The organism is Bradyrhizobium sp. USDA 3256 (assembly GCF_054058275.1).
This window is the reverse complement of sequence record NZ_JBSSAE010000002.1, coordinates 2,023,582-2,044,329: the sequence shown is the minus strand read 5'-3', so window position 1 is coordinate 2,044,329 and position 20,748 is coordinate 2,023,582. Positions and strand designations below refer to the sequence as shown.

Below are 20,748 nucleotides of genomic sequence, written 5' to 3'. Positions count from 1 at the left end.
ACACGTCCAACGCCCCCGGTGAGGAGAAATTGTCCCAGGGGCTGCAACATGGAGGAGACCTCAATTGCTACCAAGAATGTCGCGGGAAGAAGCGGAACTGTTCTTGTCGTTTGTGAGAAATAGCCGCGATTACGTCGAATTCGGAACCGGCGGAAGTACGGTCATCGCATCAAAGCATGTCACGAACTCGATACTGTCCATCGATTCCTCACAGGACTGGCTGGATCAGGTCGATCGTGCTTGCGCCTCGGCTCGTACGAAACCTCATCTGACGTTCATCGACATCGGACGGACCGGCGATTGGGGTTTCCCGGTTGACCCGTCAACAAAGCCGCGTTGGCCGGACTATCACTCGACCATCTGGAAAACGCCGCAAAGCGCCGATGCTGACCTGTATCTCGTCGACGGTCGTTTCAGGGTCGCATGCTTCGCCCAGATCGTCCTGCACTGCAGCCCGACTGCAATCATCGGCATGCACGACTTCAGCTCTCGCCCCGCCTATCACTGCGTAAGGGAGATCGCTCGCGAAATTGCGACGGCCGGCGACATGTCGTTCTTCATGCCGCTTGCGAAAAGAGATGCTGCCGAAGCCATATTGCAGTCGTTCAGCGGAGAGCCGTCCTAACCGGCGAGCTCTCCCGACCGACGTCGAAGGCGACGTTGCACCATGGCTTGCCGCCTGAGCGTTCAGGGCGGCAATGCCCCGACAAAGCAGCCGGATCCAACCTCAGGAAGGCAGCGTTTGCGCGCATAGCGCGTCGAAGGATGCAGCGAACTCGGCAAAGACGCGCTCCTCGGCGGGCGACGCAAATTCAACTTTGCCCGACTGGTCAATTCGCATCGACCCCGTTCCCAAGGGAGCCGTCTCGGGACCGCGGTCTTCCCGAAGAGAGAGCATCCGCTTGATCTCGGTCACGTACAGCTTCTCGTTCTCTGTCGCTCGCGATATATCCCGCTCCAACACTTTCTCGACGGAGTCCCCGCGTTGCATGAATCCGCGGGCAATCAGCTTGTTCAGATTGGCGCGGATCCTCTGCGCGGGCGACAAGGTCGCCATATGCAGCAGGAAAAATCCAAACAACGGCGCCGGCGCCTTCTTTCCCTTGGCGATCTGGCAGTTGTGATTCACCTCTCCCGAGAAAGGCGCGGCAGCCGAGCGGATCAAAGGCTTGCCCCAGGTGAGGCCATTGCGGAGCGTGCCCAAATCGGTACCGCACAACATCCTGTCGCGATAGGAAGGCGCGTTGTACAGCCAGGTCGATGGGATAAACGCACCACCTTCATTGTCGTTCAGGTGACGCAATATCGAAGCGTCGCTCGTGAAGCGCTCGCCATCATAGAACGCCAGAAACTCGTCCGTATCCAGGAAGCAATGGAAATCGGAAGAAGCCGACAGGCTGGCGTACAGTTCCTCGAAGTTTTTGGGATTGTGCAGATTGTTGTGAAATCCGCCGAAGCTCGCGATCAGCAAGTCCGGCCCCAGCTCTTCGTAAACCGACAAGACCTTGCTGTCGGCAGATCCATTGTCGAAAATGATCAGGTTCGCGTCGCCCACGATCTTCCTGTGATGGTCCACCCAATCCGCAAGGAAAAACGGATCATCCTTGGTCTTGAGGACGATCTTGAGCGCTCCACGGCTGCTCCGGATGCGATCGCAAATCGCCGTAGATTCATTTTCCCATGCAACCAGCTGCATCAAACACGGTCCCTGTGCGTTGCAATCAACATCGACTGGTTTTAGCCAATCTAAGCTCATCGCGCAGAAAAAGTTTGGCCCATCATTAGCCGCACTGTCAGTTGATCATTAGGGCGTTTTTGAAGAGAATCAACAGGATGTTTGGGAAAACAACGGCGAGCGCTCGAAGATGCTGACACGACGATTGTTCCTGGCCCTGGGCTCAGCTGGAGCCCTTAGCTATACGGTTACGCGCGCCCTCGCCGCCAAGCAGGTAGCTGCGCGCACCGACCGGCCTCTGGTGGGCGCGCTGCGGTGGGACGCCTGGTATGCTCCCGGATCAACGCCAACCAAGGCGGTTGAAACATCGCTCTCTCCCCAGCAGTACCATTGGCGAGTTCCATTCTTTGCGAAGGAAACCACCGGAAAGAGCCGCAGTGAGGTTGCCTTTCCAGAGATCACGCAACAAACGATCGACAAGGAAATCAAGCAGGCCGTTTTCGCGGGCATCGACTACTGGGCCTTTGTCGCCTACGGCTCCGCCGATCCGATGTCGAGGGCTCTGAAAGTCTTCAGGGAAAGCCCGATCAAGAACGAGATCTCGTACTGCATCTTTACCGAGTTCCCTCGATGGGGCTCCCACGACAAGGTAAGCCCGCTGATTGACGAACACGTCAAGCTCATGGGCGACAGCAACTACCTGAAAGTAGCGGGCGGAAGACCGCTGTATTTTCTCGGCTTCATACATGTTGCCGACGTTGAGAAGCGATGGGGCGGGATCGAGAACCTTCGAGCCCAGATCGACCAATTCAGAGCGCGGGTAAAGGCCGCGGGACACGGAGATCCGTACCTGGTGCTCACCGGCGACAAGAAACTGCTCAATGAACAGGGCGCCTTTCTAACTGCCGATGCGGTCAGCTCCTATGCCGGCGTTTACGGCAGCGTCCGTGGTTCGTATGCCGACCTCACGCGCGGCGCAGAGCGCGACTGGAATGAACTAGCCAAAAGCCGCCTTCCCGTCATCCCCACCGTGATGACCGGCTGGGACCGCCGTCCACGCATCGAACGCCCAGTGCCCTGGGAAGCCAAGCAGCGCCCGGGCGTGGGAATGGAAAACTTCTTCATTGCGCCGACCGGGCTGGAGTTGTCGGATCATCTGCGTCGCTCGATCGAATGGAGAGCTGCCCAGCCGGGTGAGATGAAGTCTCCTGCGATCCTGATTTATGCCTGGAACGAAAACGACGAAGGCGGATGGCTTGTCCCCACCTTGCCCTGCAAGACCGAGCGCCTGGAGGCCTTGCGCAAGGTCCTGAAAGACACCCAATCCACGCAAAGGCCAAACCTTTGCTAGCTCCGATGTTGTGAGGCTGACGCCCGTGAGCTTGTTCAGCTGCGGCCTGGCGTCAGCCGTGATCTGGCGTCAGCCGCGTTGTGCTAGCGCCATTCAGCCGGGACCGTCCATTGGTTCAGCTCCACGGTCCTGTGCTCGGCAAGATAAGGCGCGTAGAGCTGCCGCATCCAGAAGCGGAAGTTCGGATAATTCCTGATCAGCTTGTAGAAGGCGTCCCCCATGTTCAGCGGACTGAGACAGGTCCCGTTCTGTGGCTTGGACGTCATCGCGCGCAGCGAATAACTTTGCATGCAAGCCCGCGTTTCGCTTTCGGCCACCGAACTTAGTCCGCGGAAGCTGTTGGTCGCATGCAATCGATACATGTACTGATCGGATTCCACGTATTTCGGCTCGACGATCGTGATCGCTCGCAGCGCGAATTCCCAATCGTGACAATATTTGAGGTCCGCGAACCACCCAGCCTGCCGCAATAGTTCGGCGCTCAACACAAAATTTCCCGTCGAGGCGGCTATCTGCGACTCCAGGAAGGACCACGACAGTGGGCGATCGGAGCTTACCGCTTGACTCGTTGCGTATCTGAGACGCGCCGGAAACTGAAAGCTCTTGATGGACTTCCCGTTCTCGTCGATGGGTTCGATCGCGGAGAAGCCGAAGAACAGCTTTTCAGCGCCATGGCGGCCGACAAATGTCTCGACCCGCTCCTTCGAAAAGGCGTCGTCCGAATTGAGCAGGAAGAGCATCTCGCCCGTTGCAAGGGACAGCGCGCGATTCCAGGTAAAGTGCGCTCCCATGTTGGTGGGATTCTTGAGCAATTTGCATGATGCAAAACGCTTTGCGAACGACTTCCGCTTCAGAAGCCTTTCGGCCAGCTGGAAGCTGTTGTCCGGCGAATTGTCGTCGACGATGATCAGCTCGAGTTTGGGATAGGTCTGGTCGAAGACCGTCTCGAGACAATGCTCGAGATAGGCCTCGTGCTTGTAACAAGCAATCACCACGCTGGCTAACATAGGACTCTCAACTCAATGCCGAACGACCAGGGAATGGCTTGATCCAACCAGCAGGTTTTCTCCTTCGCCAACCTCAAGCATCGAAAGCCTGTACTCTCCGTCCGGCAGTCCCTTGAGCATGAAGCTGACCTCGAAGCCGAAGCAGCACTCGCGAGCGGTCGCCTTCATATACTCCGTGACGTCCATTCGCTCGTGCCAATCGATGACGAGGCAGTACCCGCTCTTGCCGGCGTTCGCCTCTCCTTCCGGAGACAACACCAGAAACGAGATGCGGTTTCTCAAGGGCTCGAAGCCATCCTTGGCAAAAACCCATCCTCGGACCAGCACTCTGTAGCGCGGGTCCACCACCACGCGCTCCTCCGTTTGCGAATTGATGTTCTCGATCACGAACATCGAGCCATCCGGACTTGCGATGGCTCCCTCGATTTCGACCGGCAAGCCCTCGCGAATGCTCTGGAATCCGGTGAGCGCGACTTCATTGCGCTGCAGATTGGCGAGTACTTCGACATGAACTGCAGCACTCTTGATCGTCTGCTCGAGCTCCGACCTGCTCAAGCAGTCCAGCAGGGCAGAATTCGCGCGCAGTTCTGCCGAGATCGACTCGCCGGCAGACACCCGTCTGACGACGTCGAGATAGGCACGGCCGAAACGCGAGTCCGGCTCCAAATGGGCTCCCTCGGCCCACTCGTTCCACGAGTTGATGAACACGATCGGCTGTTCGAAAGAACTCCGGCGCGCCCGCTCGGTCGCCTCACGAAGCCAGACTTCGAATGCCTCAGGGCTTGATCTGACGAACACATGTCCACGCGAGCCCTTGCGCGGCGTGTTGTCCCAGCGCGGCATCACGGTTGGAAAGAACGGAAACTCATAGACCTTGCCAAGCGTCGAGCGCATGGCTTCGAGATAGTCGTAGAGCTTGCCGGAGAAATCCGGCGGCGTCTCGACCTCCGCCCGGCTCAGCTCCCGCGCATTGACGGTATGAGGCGGGAATTCCACGGCGGCATCGCAATGGAATTCTCGTGGATCGAACTCGCCGAAAGTCATCGCATTGCAAATCAGCAGCTCGCCGATGCCGAGTTGCCTTGCACGCACACGCCAGGTCTGGAACAGGCGCTCCTTGTCCGGGATCAGCGAGGGACGGTAGACGAGAAGGATCTTGCGACCGTCGACCGTGATGTAGCGATCATCCAGCAAGATATCGGCCATATCGTCGATGAAGCGGACATCATCCTCGAGGGAGTGGTTCTGACCGAGCAGGAGTTCGGTATCAGAACCATCCCATCGGCGTGACCAGTTTTCGTTGGCCCAGCAGATGCAGAACGGAATGTTCGGCTCTCCGTCCTCCAGCAAAAGCCGCAGCGGTCGCTCCAGCAATCTTCGCCCTTGAAACCAGTAGGCGTAATAGCAAAAGCCGTGGACGCCGTAACGGCGAGCCAGGTCTGCCTGTTGCTGGCGAGTCTCGACCAATCTCATGTCATAGAAGCCGAGATCCGCGGGCAACCACGGAGACTGGTGCGTGGGAAACTGCGGACGCATCTGGGAGACGTTGGTCCATTCGGTGAAGCCAGGACCCCACCAACGGTCGTTCTCCGCGAATGAATGGAATTGCGGCAGGTAGAAGCAAACGTAGCGCACCTCCTTCACGGAGGCGGCGCCTGCCATGGCGGCAACAAATTTCTTGTCGTTGTTCGGAAACAACAGATCGTCGTAATCGTCGGTGGAGAAGCCGAGCGCGACGACCACCTCGTTCGACTCGAGTTTCTCGAACAGCGGTATTTCGTAATATTCGCCGTCGTTGAGGCTGATGCGCAGGTAGATCTGCACAGGCTTGCCTTCCAGCAGCGTATTTTTCAGGGCGCGAGCCAGACGACGGCGCATGCCTGGCGTGGACAGGTTGACGCGAAATCCGGGACGCCCGATCACTGTGTGCGGACCGACGCTGGCCGGCACCGATCGGCCCGTCCGTCCCTCTTCGACACAGTGGGAAGCAACAAAGAGCGATATCGCAACGGTCGATGCAGGCGACTGCGCATCCACGATCCAGCCGGAGATCACTCGCCCGGACTGCTCCAGGATCGCACCACGCAGTCTCGGTCCCGACTGGAGATCGCTGACATCGGGATCCAGGAATACGCTCTGCGATTGATCGTCCTGCTGAACCGGACTGGCAACGGGCAACATATCCTTCGTATCCCTGACGCTCCGTTCCACCATCTTGTTCATCGCTTCTCAATCTCCTACCAACGTCTAACGCTGGTTCCAGTTTCTTTATCAGCCGTGCGGAAGATCGATATCCCGAGATCGCGTTGCCGTTCGAGCCTGCCCCGGATCGTGACCTGATGCTTATCAGTCAACTTCACACAACCACAATGAGTATTTGTTGGCGATGGCCACATTAACGCAATCTCTCTGTCGTCGATATGAAAGCCATCGTTAGTTCTGCCCAGATTGTCACGCGAAGCTGCCTGCTTCGCCGCCTTCGCGCCTAAAAACAAAGCCGCGGCTCAGCATCTGCGACCGCGTACGAAGCCCGCCTCCAACAATCTCAGCCAACGCTCTCGCCCATTGCCTGCAGACGACGTCGCGCGCCTTCGTTGTTCTGCTGTGCCGCTTGTCGATACCAGTGCAACGCCTGATCGCGATCCTGCGCGACGCCGTCGCCGGCGCGCAGTGCATCGCCAATCGCGAGTTGGGCTTCGACCATGCCCTGCTTCGCCGCAGCCTCGAACCATTCGGCCGCCTTCGCCGGATCGGCATCGCGCCCCTGTCCCCGGCCGAGCATCACGGCAAGGTTGTATTGCGCCGTCGTGTGCCCCTGGCGCGCCGCCGCCTCGTACCACGTGACGCCCTTGGCCAGGTCCTGCTCGACGCCCTGCCCGGTGCAATACATCACCGCAAGCTTGAACTGCGCCGCGGCATTGCCGCCGTCCGCAGCCTTGACGATCCAGCTGGCGGCGGCCTGCGGATCCTTGAGGCCGCTCTTGGGATCGGAATACAGGAGCGCCAAAGTGTGCTGGGCTTCGACGTGACCGGCGCCTGCCGCACGTTTGAACCATTGGGCTGCGGCCGGAACATCGACGGCGCCGCCGGATCTTCCCATGTGAAGCCCGCCCAGCTGAAATGCCGCGGACGGATGGCCGGCCTCGGCAGCGTCGGTCAGCAGCGCACGTGCCTGCGCAAGACGCTCCGCAGACGGTTCATCCTGGATAAGAAACATCGCATAGGCCATCTTCGCATCGGCATCGCCGCCGTCGGCCGCCTTGCTGAGCCACTCCGCCGCGCGCGCTTGATCGCGCGGCACGCCGTTGCCCGCCGAGTAGAGCCGACCGAGCTGCACGCCTGCGGCGCTAATGCCTCCCTCGGACGCGCGCTCGAACCACTTGATCGCAGTCGCGACATCGCGCGCCACGCCCCTGCCATTGAGATAGAACACCGCAATGTTGTGGGCCGCCGTGGCATGGCCGCCCTCCGCCGCACGCTCGAACCATTTCGCAGCCTGGCGGATGCTGGGCGGAACGCCGGTGCCGGTGGCATAGAAGCGTCCGGTCAAGAACTGCGCCTGCGTATCGCCGCGCTCGGCCGCCTTCTCGTACCAATACGCCGCCTCGCGCAGATCCGGCTCGGCGGCAGTCCCGAGCGCATAGAACTCGGCGAGCGCCTGGACCGCCGGCAGGTAGTCCTTCCGCGCCGCCTTGCGCAATGCGGTCTCGGCCCTGTCGAGATCCTTGACAGCCCCTTTGCCGCTCAACCGCAACAGCGCAATGTTGTAGAGCGCGATCGTATCGTCATGGGCAGCGGCGCTCTGGAACAGCCGTGCGGCCTCTTCGACATTTTCGGGAAGCCCGGTACCCTTGAGGCACATGAAAGCCAGCGCAACTTGTGCGCGAACATGGCCCTGCTCGGCGGCCTTGTGATACCAGATCGCGGCCTGTGCGAAATCGACGGGAACGCCGCGGCCCTGATAATACACATCGCCGAGCGCGAATTCGCCGGACGCCGCTTTCTGCTCGGCCGCGGCCTGATACCAGCGCAGGGCAGCAGCGTGATCCCGCGCGCACCCTTGCCCGTTGGCGTACATGTTGCCGAGAATCGATTGCGCCTCCGCCTTGCCGGCTTCCGCCGCCACCGACATCCAGAGGAATGCGGCATCGACGTCCTTGGCCACGCCGATCCCGTTCGGGAAAACCAGATCGTGGAGGTTGATCGCCTTGTCGCCGAGACGGGCCGCAGTGGATTGCCGCCACATCTCGGGCCTGTTCGGTCCGAGCGTGGCCTTGACCCCGTTGAGATAGATCAGGCCAAGCTGGAATTGCGCATCCAGATGTCCTTTCAGCGCGGCGCGTTCATACCACGCGACCGCGTCCGGAATGCTGCCGATGACGCCCTCGTTCCTCGCATAGAGCAGCCCGATCCGGTAATCCGCCTCCGGGTTGCCCGCCCCCGAGGCAAGCCGCCAAGAGCGCAAGGCTTCAAGGTATCGCCCGTTCTCGTAAGCCTCCAGTCCCCGTTCAAACTGCTTTGAGTCTGAACGGGAGGAGTCGGGACGGAACAACTCGAGCAGGGACCTCGCAGACTCCATCATGGCTCGCGCATCGCTTCCGTCATGCCGCGCAGCATGTCGCTGAGCAGATACATCGCCACCGAACGGGTGCCGACATTGACGTCACCCTGCAGCGTCATGCCGGGGATGAGGCGGAAATTCTTCGGAACATTGGTGAAGTTGGTCTGGTCGACCGAGCATCGCGCCTTGTAATAGGCGTCGACGGGCTTTCCGTCGTCGTCGGTGGTGAAGGCGCCTTCGCTGATCCAGCGTATCTTGCCCTGCGCCGTGCCGTGCTCCGCCGCGTTGAAGGCATCGACCTTCAACGTGCAGGGGTCATTCGGCCGGATAAAGCCGACGTCGCGGGACAACACCTGGATCTCCGCCTCGAGCCGCGTCTTGAGCGGCATCAGCGTGATGAAGGGATCACCCGGCTTCAGCACGGATCCGACCGAGAGCTTGGCGAGGGTGAGGACGACCGAGGGCTCGGCAGCCGTCCACCGGACCAGGTCCTGATGCTTGATGGCCTTGTCGTAGGATGCCCGGGACGTATCCAAATTGTTGCGCGTCGTGACCAGATCCTGGCTCAGCTGCGCGTTCCATTGCTCGATGAAGGCCTTGCGATCGGCCCTCAGCGAGTCGAGCTGGTGTTGCGCCTCCAGCAGCGTGTTGTGTGTGTTGTCGATCTGACGCAGTAACTCCAGGCGCGTATCCTGCGACAGATACAGGTTCAGCTTGGAGCCGCTGCCGCTTTCGGCAAGGGTCGAGCGCATGTCCTCGATCTTGCCGGCGATCTCGGCGCGTTGACCATATCGCTCGTCGTCCTTCTTCGCCTTCAGGATCGTCGCCTCGGTCTGGCTGATCTTGGAATCGTAGCTGGTCACCTGCGCGCCGTACTGGGCGATGCGCTGGTCGTAGAGCGCCTTCTGCAAGGCGTTGTACCGGGCGGCATCGGCATCCTTGGCGTCGCCATACGACAGCGGCTTTCCGGACAATTCGGCCTCGTCACGGGCAACCTGCGCCTCAAGGCTCGCGATCTGCAGCTTGTACTGGGTGACATCGGCCGCGGTGAAGGTCGAGTCGAGGGTCGCAAGCAATTGCCCCGTGTCGACCTGCTCGCCTTCCCGGACATCGATCGTCTTGATGATCGAGGGGTCCAGGGCCTGCAGCACGTTGATCTGATCGACCGGAACGATCTTGCCGCGGACGCTGGTGATCACACGATCGAGGCGCGTCAGGCACATGATCGCCACGATGGATACCAGCAGCGCCGACAGCACGAACAGGGTCGCGCGGGCCATCATCGGCTCGGGCGCCTCGCGGATGGCGTCGGTTTCGGACTGGAACTGGCGAACGGTCGCGAGCGAAGCTTGATTAGGAGACAAGGGTCGGACTCCTGAAGTTAGGCTTGTCGTTGCGGCCCGTCGGAACAAGATGCGTGTTCTGCTGGTACCAGAGCGAGCTGTAGATGTCGTTTCGCTCCAGAAGTTCCTCGTGGCGACCGATATCGTTGACCACGCCGCGATTGAGCACGAGGATCGCGTCGGCCTTCGTCAGCGACGACAGGCGATGCGAGATGATGATCAGCGTGCGGCCATGCGCGATCCGCGAAATGTTCGCATTCACGATCGTCTCGCTCTCGGCATCGAGCGCGCTGGTCGCTTCGTCCAGGATCAGGATGGGCGGATTGACGATCAGCGCGCGCGCGATCGCGAGGCGCTGGCGCTGCCCGCCGGAGAGGTTGGTGGAGCCCCTCGTAGACGTAGGTCTCGTAGCCCCGCGGCAGCTTGTCGATGAATTCCTCGGCGCCGGCCAATCGCGCCGCCCTGACGACGTCGTCGAAGGTCGCGTCCGGCTTTGCCGCAGCAATATTCTCGCGGATCGTGCCGCTGAACAGGAAGTTCTCCTGCAGCACGACGCCGACGTTGCGCCGCAGATGGTCGACATCGTATTCGCGAACATCGATACCGTCGACCTTGATCAACCCGCCATAGTCGGAGTGCAGGCGCTGCAACAGCCGCGTGATCGTGGTCTTGCCCGAGCCGCTCTTGCCCATCACGCCGAGCGTCGTGCCGAGCGGAATCTCGAAGGAGATATTGTTCAGCGCCGGCGACACCGCGCCCTTGTACTTGAACGTGACGCCGGAGAACTCGATCAGACCCTTCAGCGGAACCCGCACGCCATGGCCGGAGCGCCCCTCCTCCGGCGGCTGATTCACCAGATTGCCGACGATGGTGACCGCGGTGCGCGCCTCGTCATACTGGTTGATGAGCTGGGCCATCTTCATCAGCGGGCCGGCAACACGCTGCGACAGCATCAGAAAGGCAAACAGCGCCCCGACATAGACCGGATCGCCGCTCGATACGGCGAGGTAGACGCCGAGCGCATAGGGAGCGCTGACCGCCAACCGTTCCAGCGGACGGACCAGCGTCTGGATCGCGTTTCCAGTCATGCCTTCGGCAAGACGCGCCTTGGCGGCGCGCGCAACGAGCACATCCCACATGTGCCGCTGGCGCGTGTCGAGCGCCAGCGATTTGATGGTCCTCATGCCGTTCAGGCTCTGGATCAGAAACGCCCCCTGCGCGCCTTCGGCGGCAAGAACCGCCGAGGAGCTCCTCCGGTACACGGGCAGCATCAGGATGAGCCAGACCACGATCATTGCGGCAAAGCCCAGGACCATCAGCGTCATGATCGGGCTGAAGAAGAACATGACGGGCAGGAAGAAGATCAGCGTCGTCGAATCGAGGACCGTCCCGAACAACTGCCCGGTCAGGAAGCCGCGGATCCGGAACACTTCGCGGATGTCCCGGGAAATCAGGCCGACGGGATTCTGCTCGAAATAATCGATCGGCAGATTGAGCACCTTTTCGAACACGTAGGTCGACAATTTGACGTCGAGGCGTGCCGTCAAGCTCTGAACGAGGTATTGCCGCAGGAACGAGAACGCCGTCTCGAACAGGATGATCACCAGCATCGCAACGCACAGCACGTAGAACGTATTGTACGCCTTGTAGAAAATGACCTTGTCGGACAGCAGCCTCCAGAACATGATCGGTGCCAGCCCCATGAAGCCCAGGACCAGCGCCGCGATCGCGACGTCGCGCATGATGCGCCGTTCGCGGAACACCAGGGCGACGACAAAACCGAAGCTGAACGGCTGCGTCTCGTCCGAAATCTCATAGTCGCGCTTGGCCATGACGACGTCGCCCGACCAGATGTCCTCAAAGCGCGGTTGATCGATGACGAGCAGCGCGTCCTCGCTCGCATTCGGATCCTGCAGGACCACCCGGGAGCTGTTCTCGTCGCCTTCGAGGCGCAGCAGCACCATGTGGCTGCCGTCGCGCAGCCGAACAATGGCCGGCAGCGCCCTCTTGAGATGGCTCAGGCCCTTCCAGTCCAGCGTGACGGCCTTTGCCGTCATGCCCGAGGAATTCGCGCACTTCAAAAGCTCGGCCAGCGTGACTTCCTGATCGCCCAGGAGGTTGTCGTGGATCAGCTGGGACGGGGTCAGATGCAAACCATGCTGTCTTGCCACGATGACGAGACAAGCGAGGCCCGAAGGTGGCAGCGCCTCCACCGAAGGTGCGCCGACGAGCGAGAGGTGTTTGGTCATGGATGCCTCGAAGTTTCGACTGCGCAAGGTTCGGTCCCCAGCGAGATATAACTTATCACTGTTAGTTCGCTAACGCAGCATTTTCAGCGCGTCACCCGAAAAAGATATGTTTCACGGCAGGCCGCGAAGCCAGTTTCGAGCACGTTCTCGTGCGACTTAACCAGGGAACCTTATAACATTGTTTAACATCGACAAGTCACGAGTCGGCGGTCACCGTCTCCTGGAAGTCGAATCCGCAGGCCTCCAGCTGTGGCCTGATCCGCTCGTCCCTGGCCTCCGGCATGAGCGCCAATGCGCAGATCTCAAAATTCCCGCTCCGAACGGACACCGTCGGGAAGCCGGCGCTGAGCAACAGGTTCCCCATCCGCTCGGTCGAAAAGCCGGTCTTGTGCGCCATGTAGTGGCGCCCTTGCTCGATCGCGCCGGAATGCCCGTAGATCATGTCCAACGGCCGGATCGGACCTGCCGGCGAGACATAAGCGATCGCGCCGAGGCCGCGCGTCAACATGTGCTGAGCGACCGCCTCGAGGTCAGGAGACATGATCAGTGCGAATCCGTCCGGCTTGAGGACTTGGCGGAACTGGACGAATGTGGGGTGAACCTCATGGGCATAGAGATGCTCCATGACATGGGAACACCAGATCGCGTCGAACGAGGCCGCCGGGAACAATCGGGCAAGATCGGTAATCGACCCGACAACGTCGGGGTTCACGCCGCCGTCGACGTCTAATCGAATCTCGTCCCATTCATGCGATGTCAGGAGCGGCTGGATGCGCTTGGTAACCGTCGATCCAGCGCCGGCATTCAGCATTTTTTTCTTGGCCAATTCGAGAGCTCCGCGGGTTCGTTAAGCGGCTGAGTTCTGCAGCGATCGTTCGTCTTGACCAAAGGTGCCAGGGCCGCAGATAGCCATCGGCCACAACTCCGTTGTGTCAAGCGAGCGGCACGGCTTTACAAAAGCTACGTGGTCCGAATGTGACGGACTAACTTCTAACATCCATTGGCGGAAATGCCCGGGGCGGAACTTGTGATCGATTTGATACATCTGACGCGGATCGGTCGACAAGGTTCCAATCGGGATGTGCGCATGCGCTTCTCCTGACGCGACCCGTCGAACTCATCGCAGGTGCTCATGATCATCAACCGCAGCGTATTCGATCATTCAATCAACCATTCCTGACGGGCCATGCCGACGATCAAAGAAAAAGCGCCGCCTCAACCTCTGTTGGGGCGGCGCTTTCGCTTAGTGCGGACCTAGGATCTTACAGCTTGGTCGAGTTACCATCGTTGAAGATCAGGTATTCGATGTTGCTGATCTGGGTCACCTGACCATTGCTGAAGGTGATGTCCATAGAACCGTTCGATCCAGAGCTGATGTCGCTCACGTCGGTCGAAGCGTGATCCAGGAAGGTCAGGGAGTCCTTGTTGCCGCCACCGCCATCGATGGTGTCGCTGCTGGTGGCGTTGTTCAGGTAGAAGTAGTCCTGACCGGAGCCGCCAACCATCGAGGCCGTACCGGTGTCGGAGCCGACGAACGAGTCCTTGCCGTCGCCGCCGATCAGGGTCTGCGTGCCGGAGCCGGCAACCAGCGTATCGTTGCCGGAACCGCCATGGAGCGTGTCGTTGCCGGCACCGCCATAGAGCGAGTCGTTGCCGGCACCGCCATCGAGCGAGGTCGCGTGCGACGCATCGCTGCCCGAGTAGAGCACGTCCTTGCCGTTGCCGCCGGACTCAGCAGCAGTCTGGGCACCGCCGACAAGGAGATCGTTGCCGTTGCCGCCATGCAGCGTGTCGATACCGGAACCGCCATACAGCGAGTCGTTGCCGGCGCCGCCGTCCAGGCTGTCGTTGCCCGCACCAGCGTACAGCGCATCGTTGCCCTTGCCGCCATCCAGCGTGCTGGAATTGCCGGCGGTGCTGCCGGACGCCAGCACATCGTTGCCGTTGCCGCCGCTCAGCTGCGACGAGCTGCCGCCGTAAAGCGTGTCGTTGCCGGAGCCACCGTTCAGCGTGTCGGCACCGGAGCCGAACAGCAGATCGTTGCCCTTGCCGCCATCCAGCGTGCTGTGGCCGGAGACGTTGTCAACCAGCACGTCGTTGCCGGAGCCTGCATCGATCGAGTCGTGACCGGCACCGCCGAAGATGGTGTCGTTGCCGGTGCCGGTGAGAACCGTCGTGTCGCCGGTGTTGTTGATGAACACCTGATCGTTGCCGTGGCCGGTCGCGACCAGCACCGGGGTGCTGCCGTTCACCGTCAGCGTGACGTCCTGGTTGGTGTCCTCAATGATCGCCTTCAGGTTGGCGTCGGTGTTAACAGTGTTAACGGGGTTGGTTTCGATCAGAACATTGGCGTTCGGATCCGGGTTGGTGATCCCAGCCCCCTCCTGCACCGGAATCGTCGCGCCGTTGTCCGGGCTGGTGTATCCGATCCCCGCGTTGATCAGATAGTCAAGAATCTGTTGCTGGGTCGAATGATCGATCGTGGAGTTGATCGCCGCTTTGAGGTCGGTCTGGTCTAGATTGTAAGTCGCCATCGATGTAGCCCCTGCTTGGGATACGAGGATTCAAGCCGCTCGCCCACACTTAAGCTGTTGATTCACAACTGGTTTGTTGCGATGCAACCCAAATGTGGACCCAGGTTACGAACTTGTTAAGTCCATTGTTAAGTCCGCTAGGCCGGAGTGTCAATCAGCAATGCGCTGTTAACACCCGGTTCCCTGAGATTTATGTGAGACTTAGCACTACTTCGAATGCACTATAACATTTAGCGCAGGTCAATCGCCAATGTTAGCCGCGACGCAAAAAAGGGTAGCGATTATACGGGGTTTCACGGGGGCCCGGGATACCGCGGGAGCGTGGAATTTCACTGATGCCGTGAGCGCTTCGACGCGATTTTCCGATCTGAAAAAAATATTTCTGCATCGCATGAGACGTTTTGCAAAAAAGCGTCAAACTTCGCTGCCGGCGCCCCACCGACCAGTGTTATAACGCCGCCTGGCGGCAGTTTGCGGGCTCGATCAAGCGAGATCATGGAATCACCCGCAGAATCAGCGCCGTTCGACCGCGGGAATCAAAACCTGGCGCGATGCCGATCAGACACCCTGATGTAACAAATTAACACCAGATTTGCCGCAATATGTTAGCGACGCCGCCTTGGAACCGGCGGGACGATGCCCGATCGCGCGCAGAGCTCCGACCTGCGGCGATCATCCACCGGCGGCGCGCGCGTAGATAGCCTCGAGCAGCCGGCAGTTCTCGTCCGGCGCGTAGCGCTCGAGATAGGCGGCTCGTGCGGCCCGTCCCCATGCGGCGGTCAGTTCGGCGGCGCCGAGAACCTCACTGATCCGCTTTCGGAGCGCGGCCGCGTCGCCCGGCGGCACCAGCGCGCCGGTCTTGCCGTCGCTCACCACCTCGGCAAGTCCGCCGATCTCGGAGGCGACGACAGGCGTGCCGCGCGCGAAGGCCTCGACCACGACCATCGGAAATCCTTCGTACCATAGCGACGGTACCACCAATGCCCTCGCATTCGCCATTTCCCGCAGCACCTCATCGCGCGAGAGCCCGCCCAGGAAGGTGACATGATCGGGCGCCCGAGCCTCCAACGCAGCACGCTCCGGTCCCTCACCCACGACGCGCAAGGGCACACCGGTCCCCGCAACGGCCTCGAGCAGCACGCCGACGCCTTTCTCGCGGCTCAGCCGTCCAACATAGAGCAGCCCGCTGCGCGGCGCCGCCGGATCGGGCGCCCCCGGATCGGCCATGAAGTTCGGCTTCACGTCGATCCGGTCCGCGTCGAAGCCGGCCTGCGTGAACAGGGTTTTGGCAAACTGCGTCAGCGCAATCAGGCGCAGGCCAGGACGCGTCCAGGTGCCACGGCGCTGATGCCGCGCGATCATGTAGGCCGAGGCGATCGAGCCCGGAAGCGATCCGCGGTAGCAGCGGTGCACGACGCCCCAGAGATGTCCGCGGTCCAGACACTTGTGGCAAATGCGGCCATCGCGCAGCAGCATGCCGCCGGTGCAGATGCTGCGATAATTGTGCAGCGTCACCACCGCGGGTACGCATTTTTGCCGACAGAGATCGAATATCGCGGGCGACAGCAGCGGGAAGAAATTGTGGACGTGGACGACGTCAGGGCGAAAGCGATCGATCGCCTCAGCCACAACCCGCTTTCCCTCCGGATTATCGGCGATCGACAACGTGGTCGTGATGCGCGCGGCGAGCGAATTGATCGCCGCGTTGCTGACCGTGAGCGTTTCAACGCCGTGTCCAGCGGCGCGCAGCAGGTCGACTTCCGCTTCAAACACGACGTCCTCGCCGCCGCGTCCCTGATACCTGTTGTGAGCGACCAGGATCTTCATGATCCGGCCGGGTCTGAAAACCAGCGCAGCTCGGTCACCAGGCTTTGGCCGCCCGCGAGCGTACCGCAGCCGATCAAGGTCGTCGCCGGCACTTTGAGATCGAAGGACGGCGAATACCACCCGGCCGGCATGGCCTCGTCGCCCCGATACGCAATCCAGCTGAGGGCCGCCGGCAGATCGAGCTCGCCGCGCCCGCCCGGCCAAGCGAGCTGCGCCTTGTGCCCTTCGAGCTTGCATTCGACGTCGGGACCGAGATGCCAGCTGAGGCTCGCCGGCACCGCGAGCCCTTCATCAGCAAGCACGACATCGGTGACGACGAGCCGCGCCATCTGACGCTGCAATTGCGCCGAGCGGCGATGCACGACACCTGCTTCGTCGCGATATCCCGAATGCTCCGCGACCCAGCTCGCATCCGCATCGCGATCGTCCAGGCCGCTTGCTGCGACAAGCCGGCTCTGCGCATGCCGTGTCCAGAGAAACGGCCCGCCCGACACCGACTGGTCGCGCGCGAACAGGCACAGCGTGTTGTGCGCCAGCGTGGAGCGGAAGTAGGCCCGCCATCGCGGATCGCCATGGTAGCAATAGGTGCCGGGGTCGGCCAAGATCTCCACACCGCCGATCCTGCATTCGAGCGACAGCGCGTCCGCATGGGCGTGGGCGGCAATGCGGCCGAAGCCATGCGGGCCGTGGTCGCAACGGCACCACACCGCGCGCTCGGAATCGATCAGAAAGGTCTGTCCCGCCCCCTCAAGCAAATGCGGGCGGCGCTTGGGCCGCCCGGCGATCGCACGGGCCCCGATGCCGTCGGTGAGCAAAAAGCTACGTAGATCGGGCTTCGGCGATTTGGGCCACCATGGCAGAGCGCCGAACAAGCGCGCGCCGCTGCTGAGCAAGCCGAGCCAGCGATTGCCGTCGTGATCGTCGAGCAGCAGGCCGATGCCGTCGTCGCCATCGCCCTGCCGCGGCGGATGACCGCGATCGTCCAGCATCGCGGCAATGACGTCGCTCATGCGGCACATCGTAGTCCAGACCGCATCGCCAAGCGGATGTGCCGACGCTTCACCCTGCACTGCCGCCGCCAGCAGCAGTTCGAGAACAAAGCCATGATAGTCGGTCGCGAGCTCGCTGTTGCTGCCGCAGGCAAGCGTCTGCGCAACGGCTTCGTGTGCCAGCGTGGCGGCCGATTGCTCGCGCCATCGCGCACTGTCCTGGAAGAACGGAAACGCGCAAGCCGCCACGAACTGCCCGGCAGCCTCCGCGATGAGGTGGTTGTTGGCCGAGGAGCCACGGCTTGGGAACTGCGACAGCCAGTATTGGTGTGCATAGAGCTGCGTCAGGAACAGATCGTTGTCCTCGAACAGCGCAGCAGCGCCCGGCCAGGTCTGCAGCAGCTGGCGCACCCAGGCCCACGAGATCAGCCGGACGCCAAGCTCGATGCCGCTGATCCAGTGCGGGCCGCGCGGGAACGGATTTTCCCGCCACCAGCTCACCAGATGCTCGGCCGCGCGCCTGGCATAGCGCTCGTCGGAGGTCAGGTAGTACGCGGCCGCGAGCACCGTGAGATGGTGGTGACGCGACGGCTCCCAGATGTATTTGATGTTTCCGACCGCGGCTTCGTCGCGATAGGGAACGGCGAATGCGTGCACGCCGGCCGGCGCCCGCTTGCCGCTTCTGATATCGACGAACCAGTCGGGCCGTTCGCCGAGGGCCCCATGATCCCTGGCGAAAATCCGCCAGTGCCCGGCGAGAATCCGGTCGGCGCTCTGGATCAGCCGTTCGGCGGCCTGTTGCGGAGCGCTGGCCCGCGAAGGCAGCGGCTTCAGGCGCGGCTGCCGCGGGCCGGCAGCGAGCCTGGCGCCGGCACGCCGTGCGATGTCGGGCGGAGTGATCCGCCAGAGCAAATGCAGCACCTGGTCATTCACCCGTCCCGCAAGCTCGGACGGCTCCATGCGCTGCAGCCTGCGCAGATACCAGGCCGGATTCATCTCACGCCGTCGAGGCGCGCGCGACGCCCTGCTCTGCTGCGTCGGCCGTCAGATCGATTGGCATCCCGGCGGCCGCGCTTTCCTGGACGGCAAACGTTGCGCGCGTGGTCGCCAGCAGCGAATCGAGCGCGATCGGCATCGCAGCTCCCGATGCGACCGCTGCGATGAAGGCATCCAGCATCGGCCGCTGGCCCTTGTCGAGCCGCGCTGTCTTCGCCGTCCGCTGTCCGGCGTGCCAGACTTCGAAGGCCGAGAAATTGTCGAAGGCCGCAAAACCCGTGCTTGCCGATATCTCGAGCGCTTCCTTCGGCACCCGCGGATCGCCGCCGGTGAGATAGCTGAGGCTTGCGACCGAACCGTCGGCAAAATCGAAGGTGGCCACGAGATTGTCGACGTCCCTGCCCGCCGTGCTCGCGGAGACACGCACCGGCCCGGCGCCGAGCCACCAGCACAACACGTCGATGAAATGGCCGCCCTCGCCGACGAAGCGGCTGCCTTCGCTCTCGGCCTGCAGATACCAGGACGATTTCTCCAGCGGCCCGGCGATGACGCGATATTGCAGGGTCTGCGGTCCTGCCGGCGCGAACGCCGCGCGCATGCCCTGCAGCAGCGGCGAAAAGCGGCGGTTGAAGCCGACCATCAGCCGGTTGTTGCCGGTTTCCCGGATCACCTGCTCCAATCGATCGAGCGAGTTTGTATCGATCGCCAAGGGCTTTTCGACAAACACCGCCTTGCCCGCGCGCAGCACCTGCGTCGCGAGGTCGGCATGGGAGGCATGGCGCGTTGCGATCAGCACGGCGTCGATGTCGTCGGCGCCGAGCACCGAGGCCGCATCCGTCGAGGCACGCGCGAAGCCGAATTTGCGGACCGCCGTGGCGCCGCTGAGGCCAGTATTGGTGGCGACCTCGACAAGATCGACGCGCGGGTTGCTCGCAAGCTGCGGCAACAGCATGCTGGAGGCATAGTTGCCGGCGCCGATGACGCCGAGCCGCACCCGGCCGCTGCGCAGGGCAACCGCCGGACGATAGATCATCTGCATCGCGCGGGGAGCGGCGTACGGATAGGCGAACACCATGCCGAGACCGACCTCGCCGCGGCTCATGCGCTCGAACGCCGACGTCGCCTGCTCCAGCGGCACCGTTTCGGAAATCAGCGAGGAAAAATCGAGCCGCCCGTCGGCGAGCAGCGCGACGATCGCTTCCATATTGCGCTTCTCGGTCCAGCGCACATGACCGATCGGATAGTCGATGCCGCCCTCCTCATAGAGCGGATCGTAGCGGCCGGGGCCGTAGGAGCGCGAGAAGCGCACATCGAGCTCCTTGTCGTAGAATTCGTTCCACGGCAGGTTCAGCGTGCATTTGCCGATATCGACAATGCGCCCGCGGTCGCGCAGCAGCGCCGCCGATCGCGATGCGAGATCGGGATCGTCGCTGCCTGCGGTGATGAACACGCAATCGACGCCGTTCCCTGCGGTCAGCTGGTCGATCCGGGCGCGGAATTCGGCCGCGGCATCATCCGATGCGACGGCGCAGACCGCGGCGCCCGCAGCCTCCGCCTGGCGGCATCGCGCCTCCAGCCGGTCGAGCCCGGCGACCACGACACCGGCGCTGCGCAGCAGCCGCACCATGATCTGGCCGATCAGGCCAAGCCCGATCACGCAGGCGGTCTCGCCGAAACGGATCTCCGACTGGCGCATCGCCTGCAGGGCGATCGAGGCGATCGTGGTGAATGCGGCCTGGTCTAGCGCAGCGCTGTCCGGCAGCGGCACGCAGAGGTTCACCGGTACCCAATTATATTCGGCGTGGGTTGCATATTGATTGCCGCCGCAGCAGACGCGCTGTCCGACCGAGAAGCCGCCGACGCCCTCGCCCACTTCCACGACGGTGCCTGACAGCGAGTAGCCGAGCGGCGTGTAGGAATCGAGGCGGTTCATCACCTTCTGATAGGTCGCAGCCAACCCCTGCTGACGGACCGAGCGCATCACCTTGGCAACCTGGTCAGGTCGCGCGCGCGCCTTGCCGAGCAGCGACAGGCGGCCTTCGGTGAACTTCATCATCTCGGTGCCGGTCGACACCGCCGAGAACGCCGTGCGCACCAAAACCCCGCCGGGACGGCAGCGCGGCGCCGGCACATCGATCAGCTTGAGCTCGCCGCTCTTATAGTTTTGCGCGATCTGCTTCACAGTCGGTCAATCGCCTCAAGTTAACAGCGCTCCT

Annotated in this window: 12 protein-coding genes and 1 pseudogene; 2 read left to right on the top strand and 11 right to left on the bottom strand. The window is 62.0% G+C overall.

Annotated features, from left to right (window positions below; genetic code table 11):
• Positions 1 to 76 precede the first annotated feature (76 nt).
• Positions 77 to 625 carry a hypothetical protein gene (locus ACVWY5_RS11165; protein ID WP_050387058.1) on the top strand — a complete coding sequence of 183 codons (549 nt, stop codon included), beginning with the start codon at positions 77 to 79 and terminating at the stop codon, positions 623 to 625.
• Between the two features lie 102 nt (positions 626 to 727).
• Here the strand turns inward: ACVWY5_RS11165 and ACVWY5_RS11160 are convergent, their stop codons facing one another.
• Positions 728 to 1,696, bottom strand: a complete 969-nt coding sequence (locus tag ACVWY5_RS11160) for a hypothetical protein (RefSeq protein WP_028331579.1) — start codon at positions 1,694 to 1,696, stop codon at positions 728 to 730.
• Between the two features lie 169 nt (positions 1,697 to 1,865).
• Between ACVWY5_RS11160 and ACVWY5_RS11155 the strand changes: the two genes are divergently transcribed.
• Positions 1,866 to 3,026: a glycoside hydrolase family 71/99 protein gene (locus ACVWY5_RS11155; protein WP_028331580.1), complete on the top strand. Its 1,161-nt coding sequence runs from the start codon at positions 1,866 to 1,868 to the stop codon at positions 3,024 to 3,026.
• A gap of 83 nt (positions 3,027 to 3,109) precedes the next feature.
• Here the strand turns inward: ACVWY5_RS11155 and ACVWY5_RS11150 are convergent, their stop codons facing one another.
• The 10 genes and pseudogenes from ACVWY5_RS11150 to ACVWY5_RS11105 all read right to left on the bottom strand — a co-directional run bounded on the left by ACVWY5_RS11150 (position 3,110) and on the right by ACVWY5_RS11105 (position 20,714).
• Complete coding sequence (locus tag ACVWY5_RS11150; protein WP_028331581.1) at positions 3,110 to 4,033, bottom strand: glycosyltransferase family 2 protein; 924 nt, start codon at positions 4,031 to 4,033, stop codon at positions 3,110 to 3,112.
• Positions 4,034 to 4,045: 12 nt separating this feature from the next.
• Positions 4,046 to 6,256, bottom strand: coding sequence for a glycosyltransferase WbsX family protein (locus tag ACVWY5_RS11145; protein WP_028331582.1), 2,211 nt, complete (start codon positions 6,254 to 6,256; stop codon positions 4,046 to 4,048).
• Positions 6,257 to 6,578: 322 nt separating this feature from the next.
• Positions 6,579 to 8,612: a tetratricopeptide repeat protein gene (locus ACVWY5_RS11140; protein WP_028331583.1), complete on the bottom strand. Its 2,034-nt coding sequence runs from the start codon at positions 8,610 to 8,612 to the stop codon at positions 6,579 to 6,581.
• A complete protein-coding gene (locus ACVWY5_RS11135; RefSeq protein WP_028331584.1) occupies positions 8,612 to 9,958 on the bottom strand; it encodes an HlyD family type I secretion periplasmic adaptor subunit in 1,347 nt (448 codons plus the stop codon). Before ACVWY5_RS11135 ends, ACVWY5_RS11140 begins: the two co-directional genes overlap by 1 nt.
• Positions 9,948 to 12,186, bottom strand: a pseudogene (locus tag ACVWY5_RS11130) (peptidase domain-containing ABC transporter). Before ACVWY5_RS11130 ends, ACVWY5_RS11135 begins: the two are co-directional and overlap by 11 nt.
• 196 nt (positions 12,187 to 12,382) lie before the next feature.
• Positions 12,383 to 12,997, bottom strand: coding sequence for a class I SAM-dependent methyltransferase (locus tag ACVWY5_RS11125; RefSeq protein ID WP_028331586.1), 615 nt, complete (start codon positions 12,995 to 12,997; stop codon positions 12,383 to 12,385).
• Positions 12,998 to 13,448: 451 nt separating this feature from the next.
• Positions 13,449 to 14,720: a calcium-binding protein gene (locus ACVWY5_RS11120; protein WP_028331587.1), complete on the bottom strand. Its 1,272-nt coding sequence runs from the start codon at positions 14,718 to 14,720 to the stop codon at positions 13,449 to 13,451.
• Positions 14,721 to 15,392: 672 nt separating this feature from the next.
• Positions 15,393 to 16,547, bottom strand: coding sequence for a glycosyltransferase (locus ACVWY5_RS11115; RefSeq protein ID WP_028331588.1), 1,155 nt, complete (start codon positions 16,545 to 16,547; stop codon positions 15,393 to 15,395).
• A complete protein-coding gene (locus ACVWY5_RS11110) occupies positions 16,544 to 18,532 on the bottom strand; it encodes an alginate lyase family protein (protein ID WP_028331589.1) in 1,989 nt (662 codons plus the stop codon). The genes ACVWY5_RS11115 and ACVWY5_RS11110 overlap by 4 nt, the downstream gene beginning before the upstream one ends.
• A gap of 1 nt (position 18,533) precedes the next feature.
• On the bottom strand, positions 18,534 to 20,714 hold the full coding sequence (locus ACVWY5_RS11105) for a bi-domain-containing oxidoreductase (protein WP_028331590.1): 2,181 nt from the start codon (positions 20,712 to 20,714) through the stop codon (positions 18,534 to 18,536).
• Positions 20,715 to 20,748: the final 34 nt, after the last annotated feature.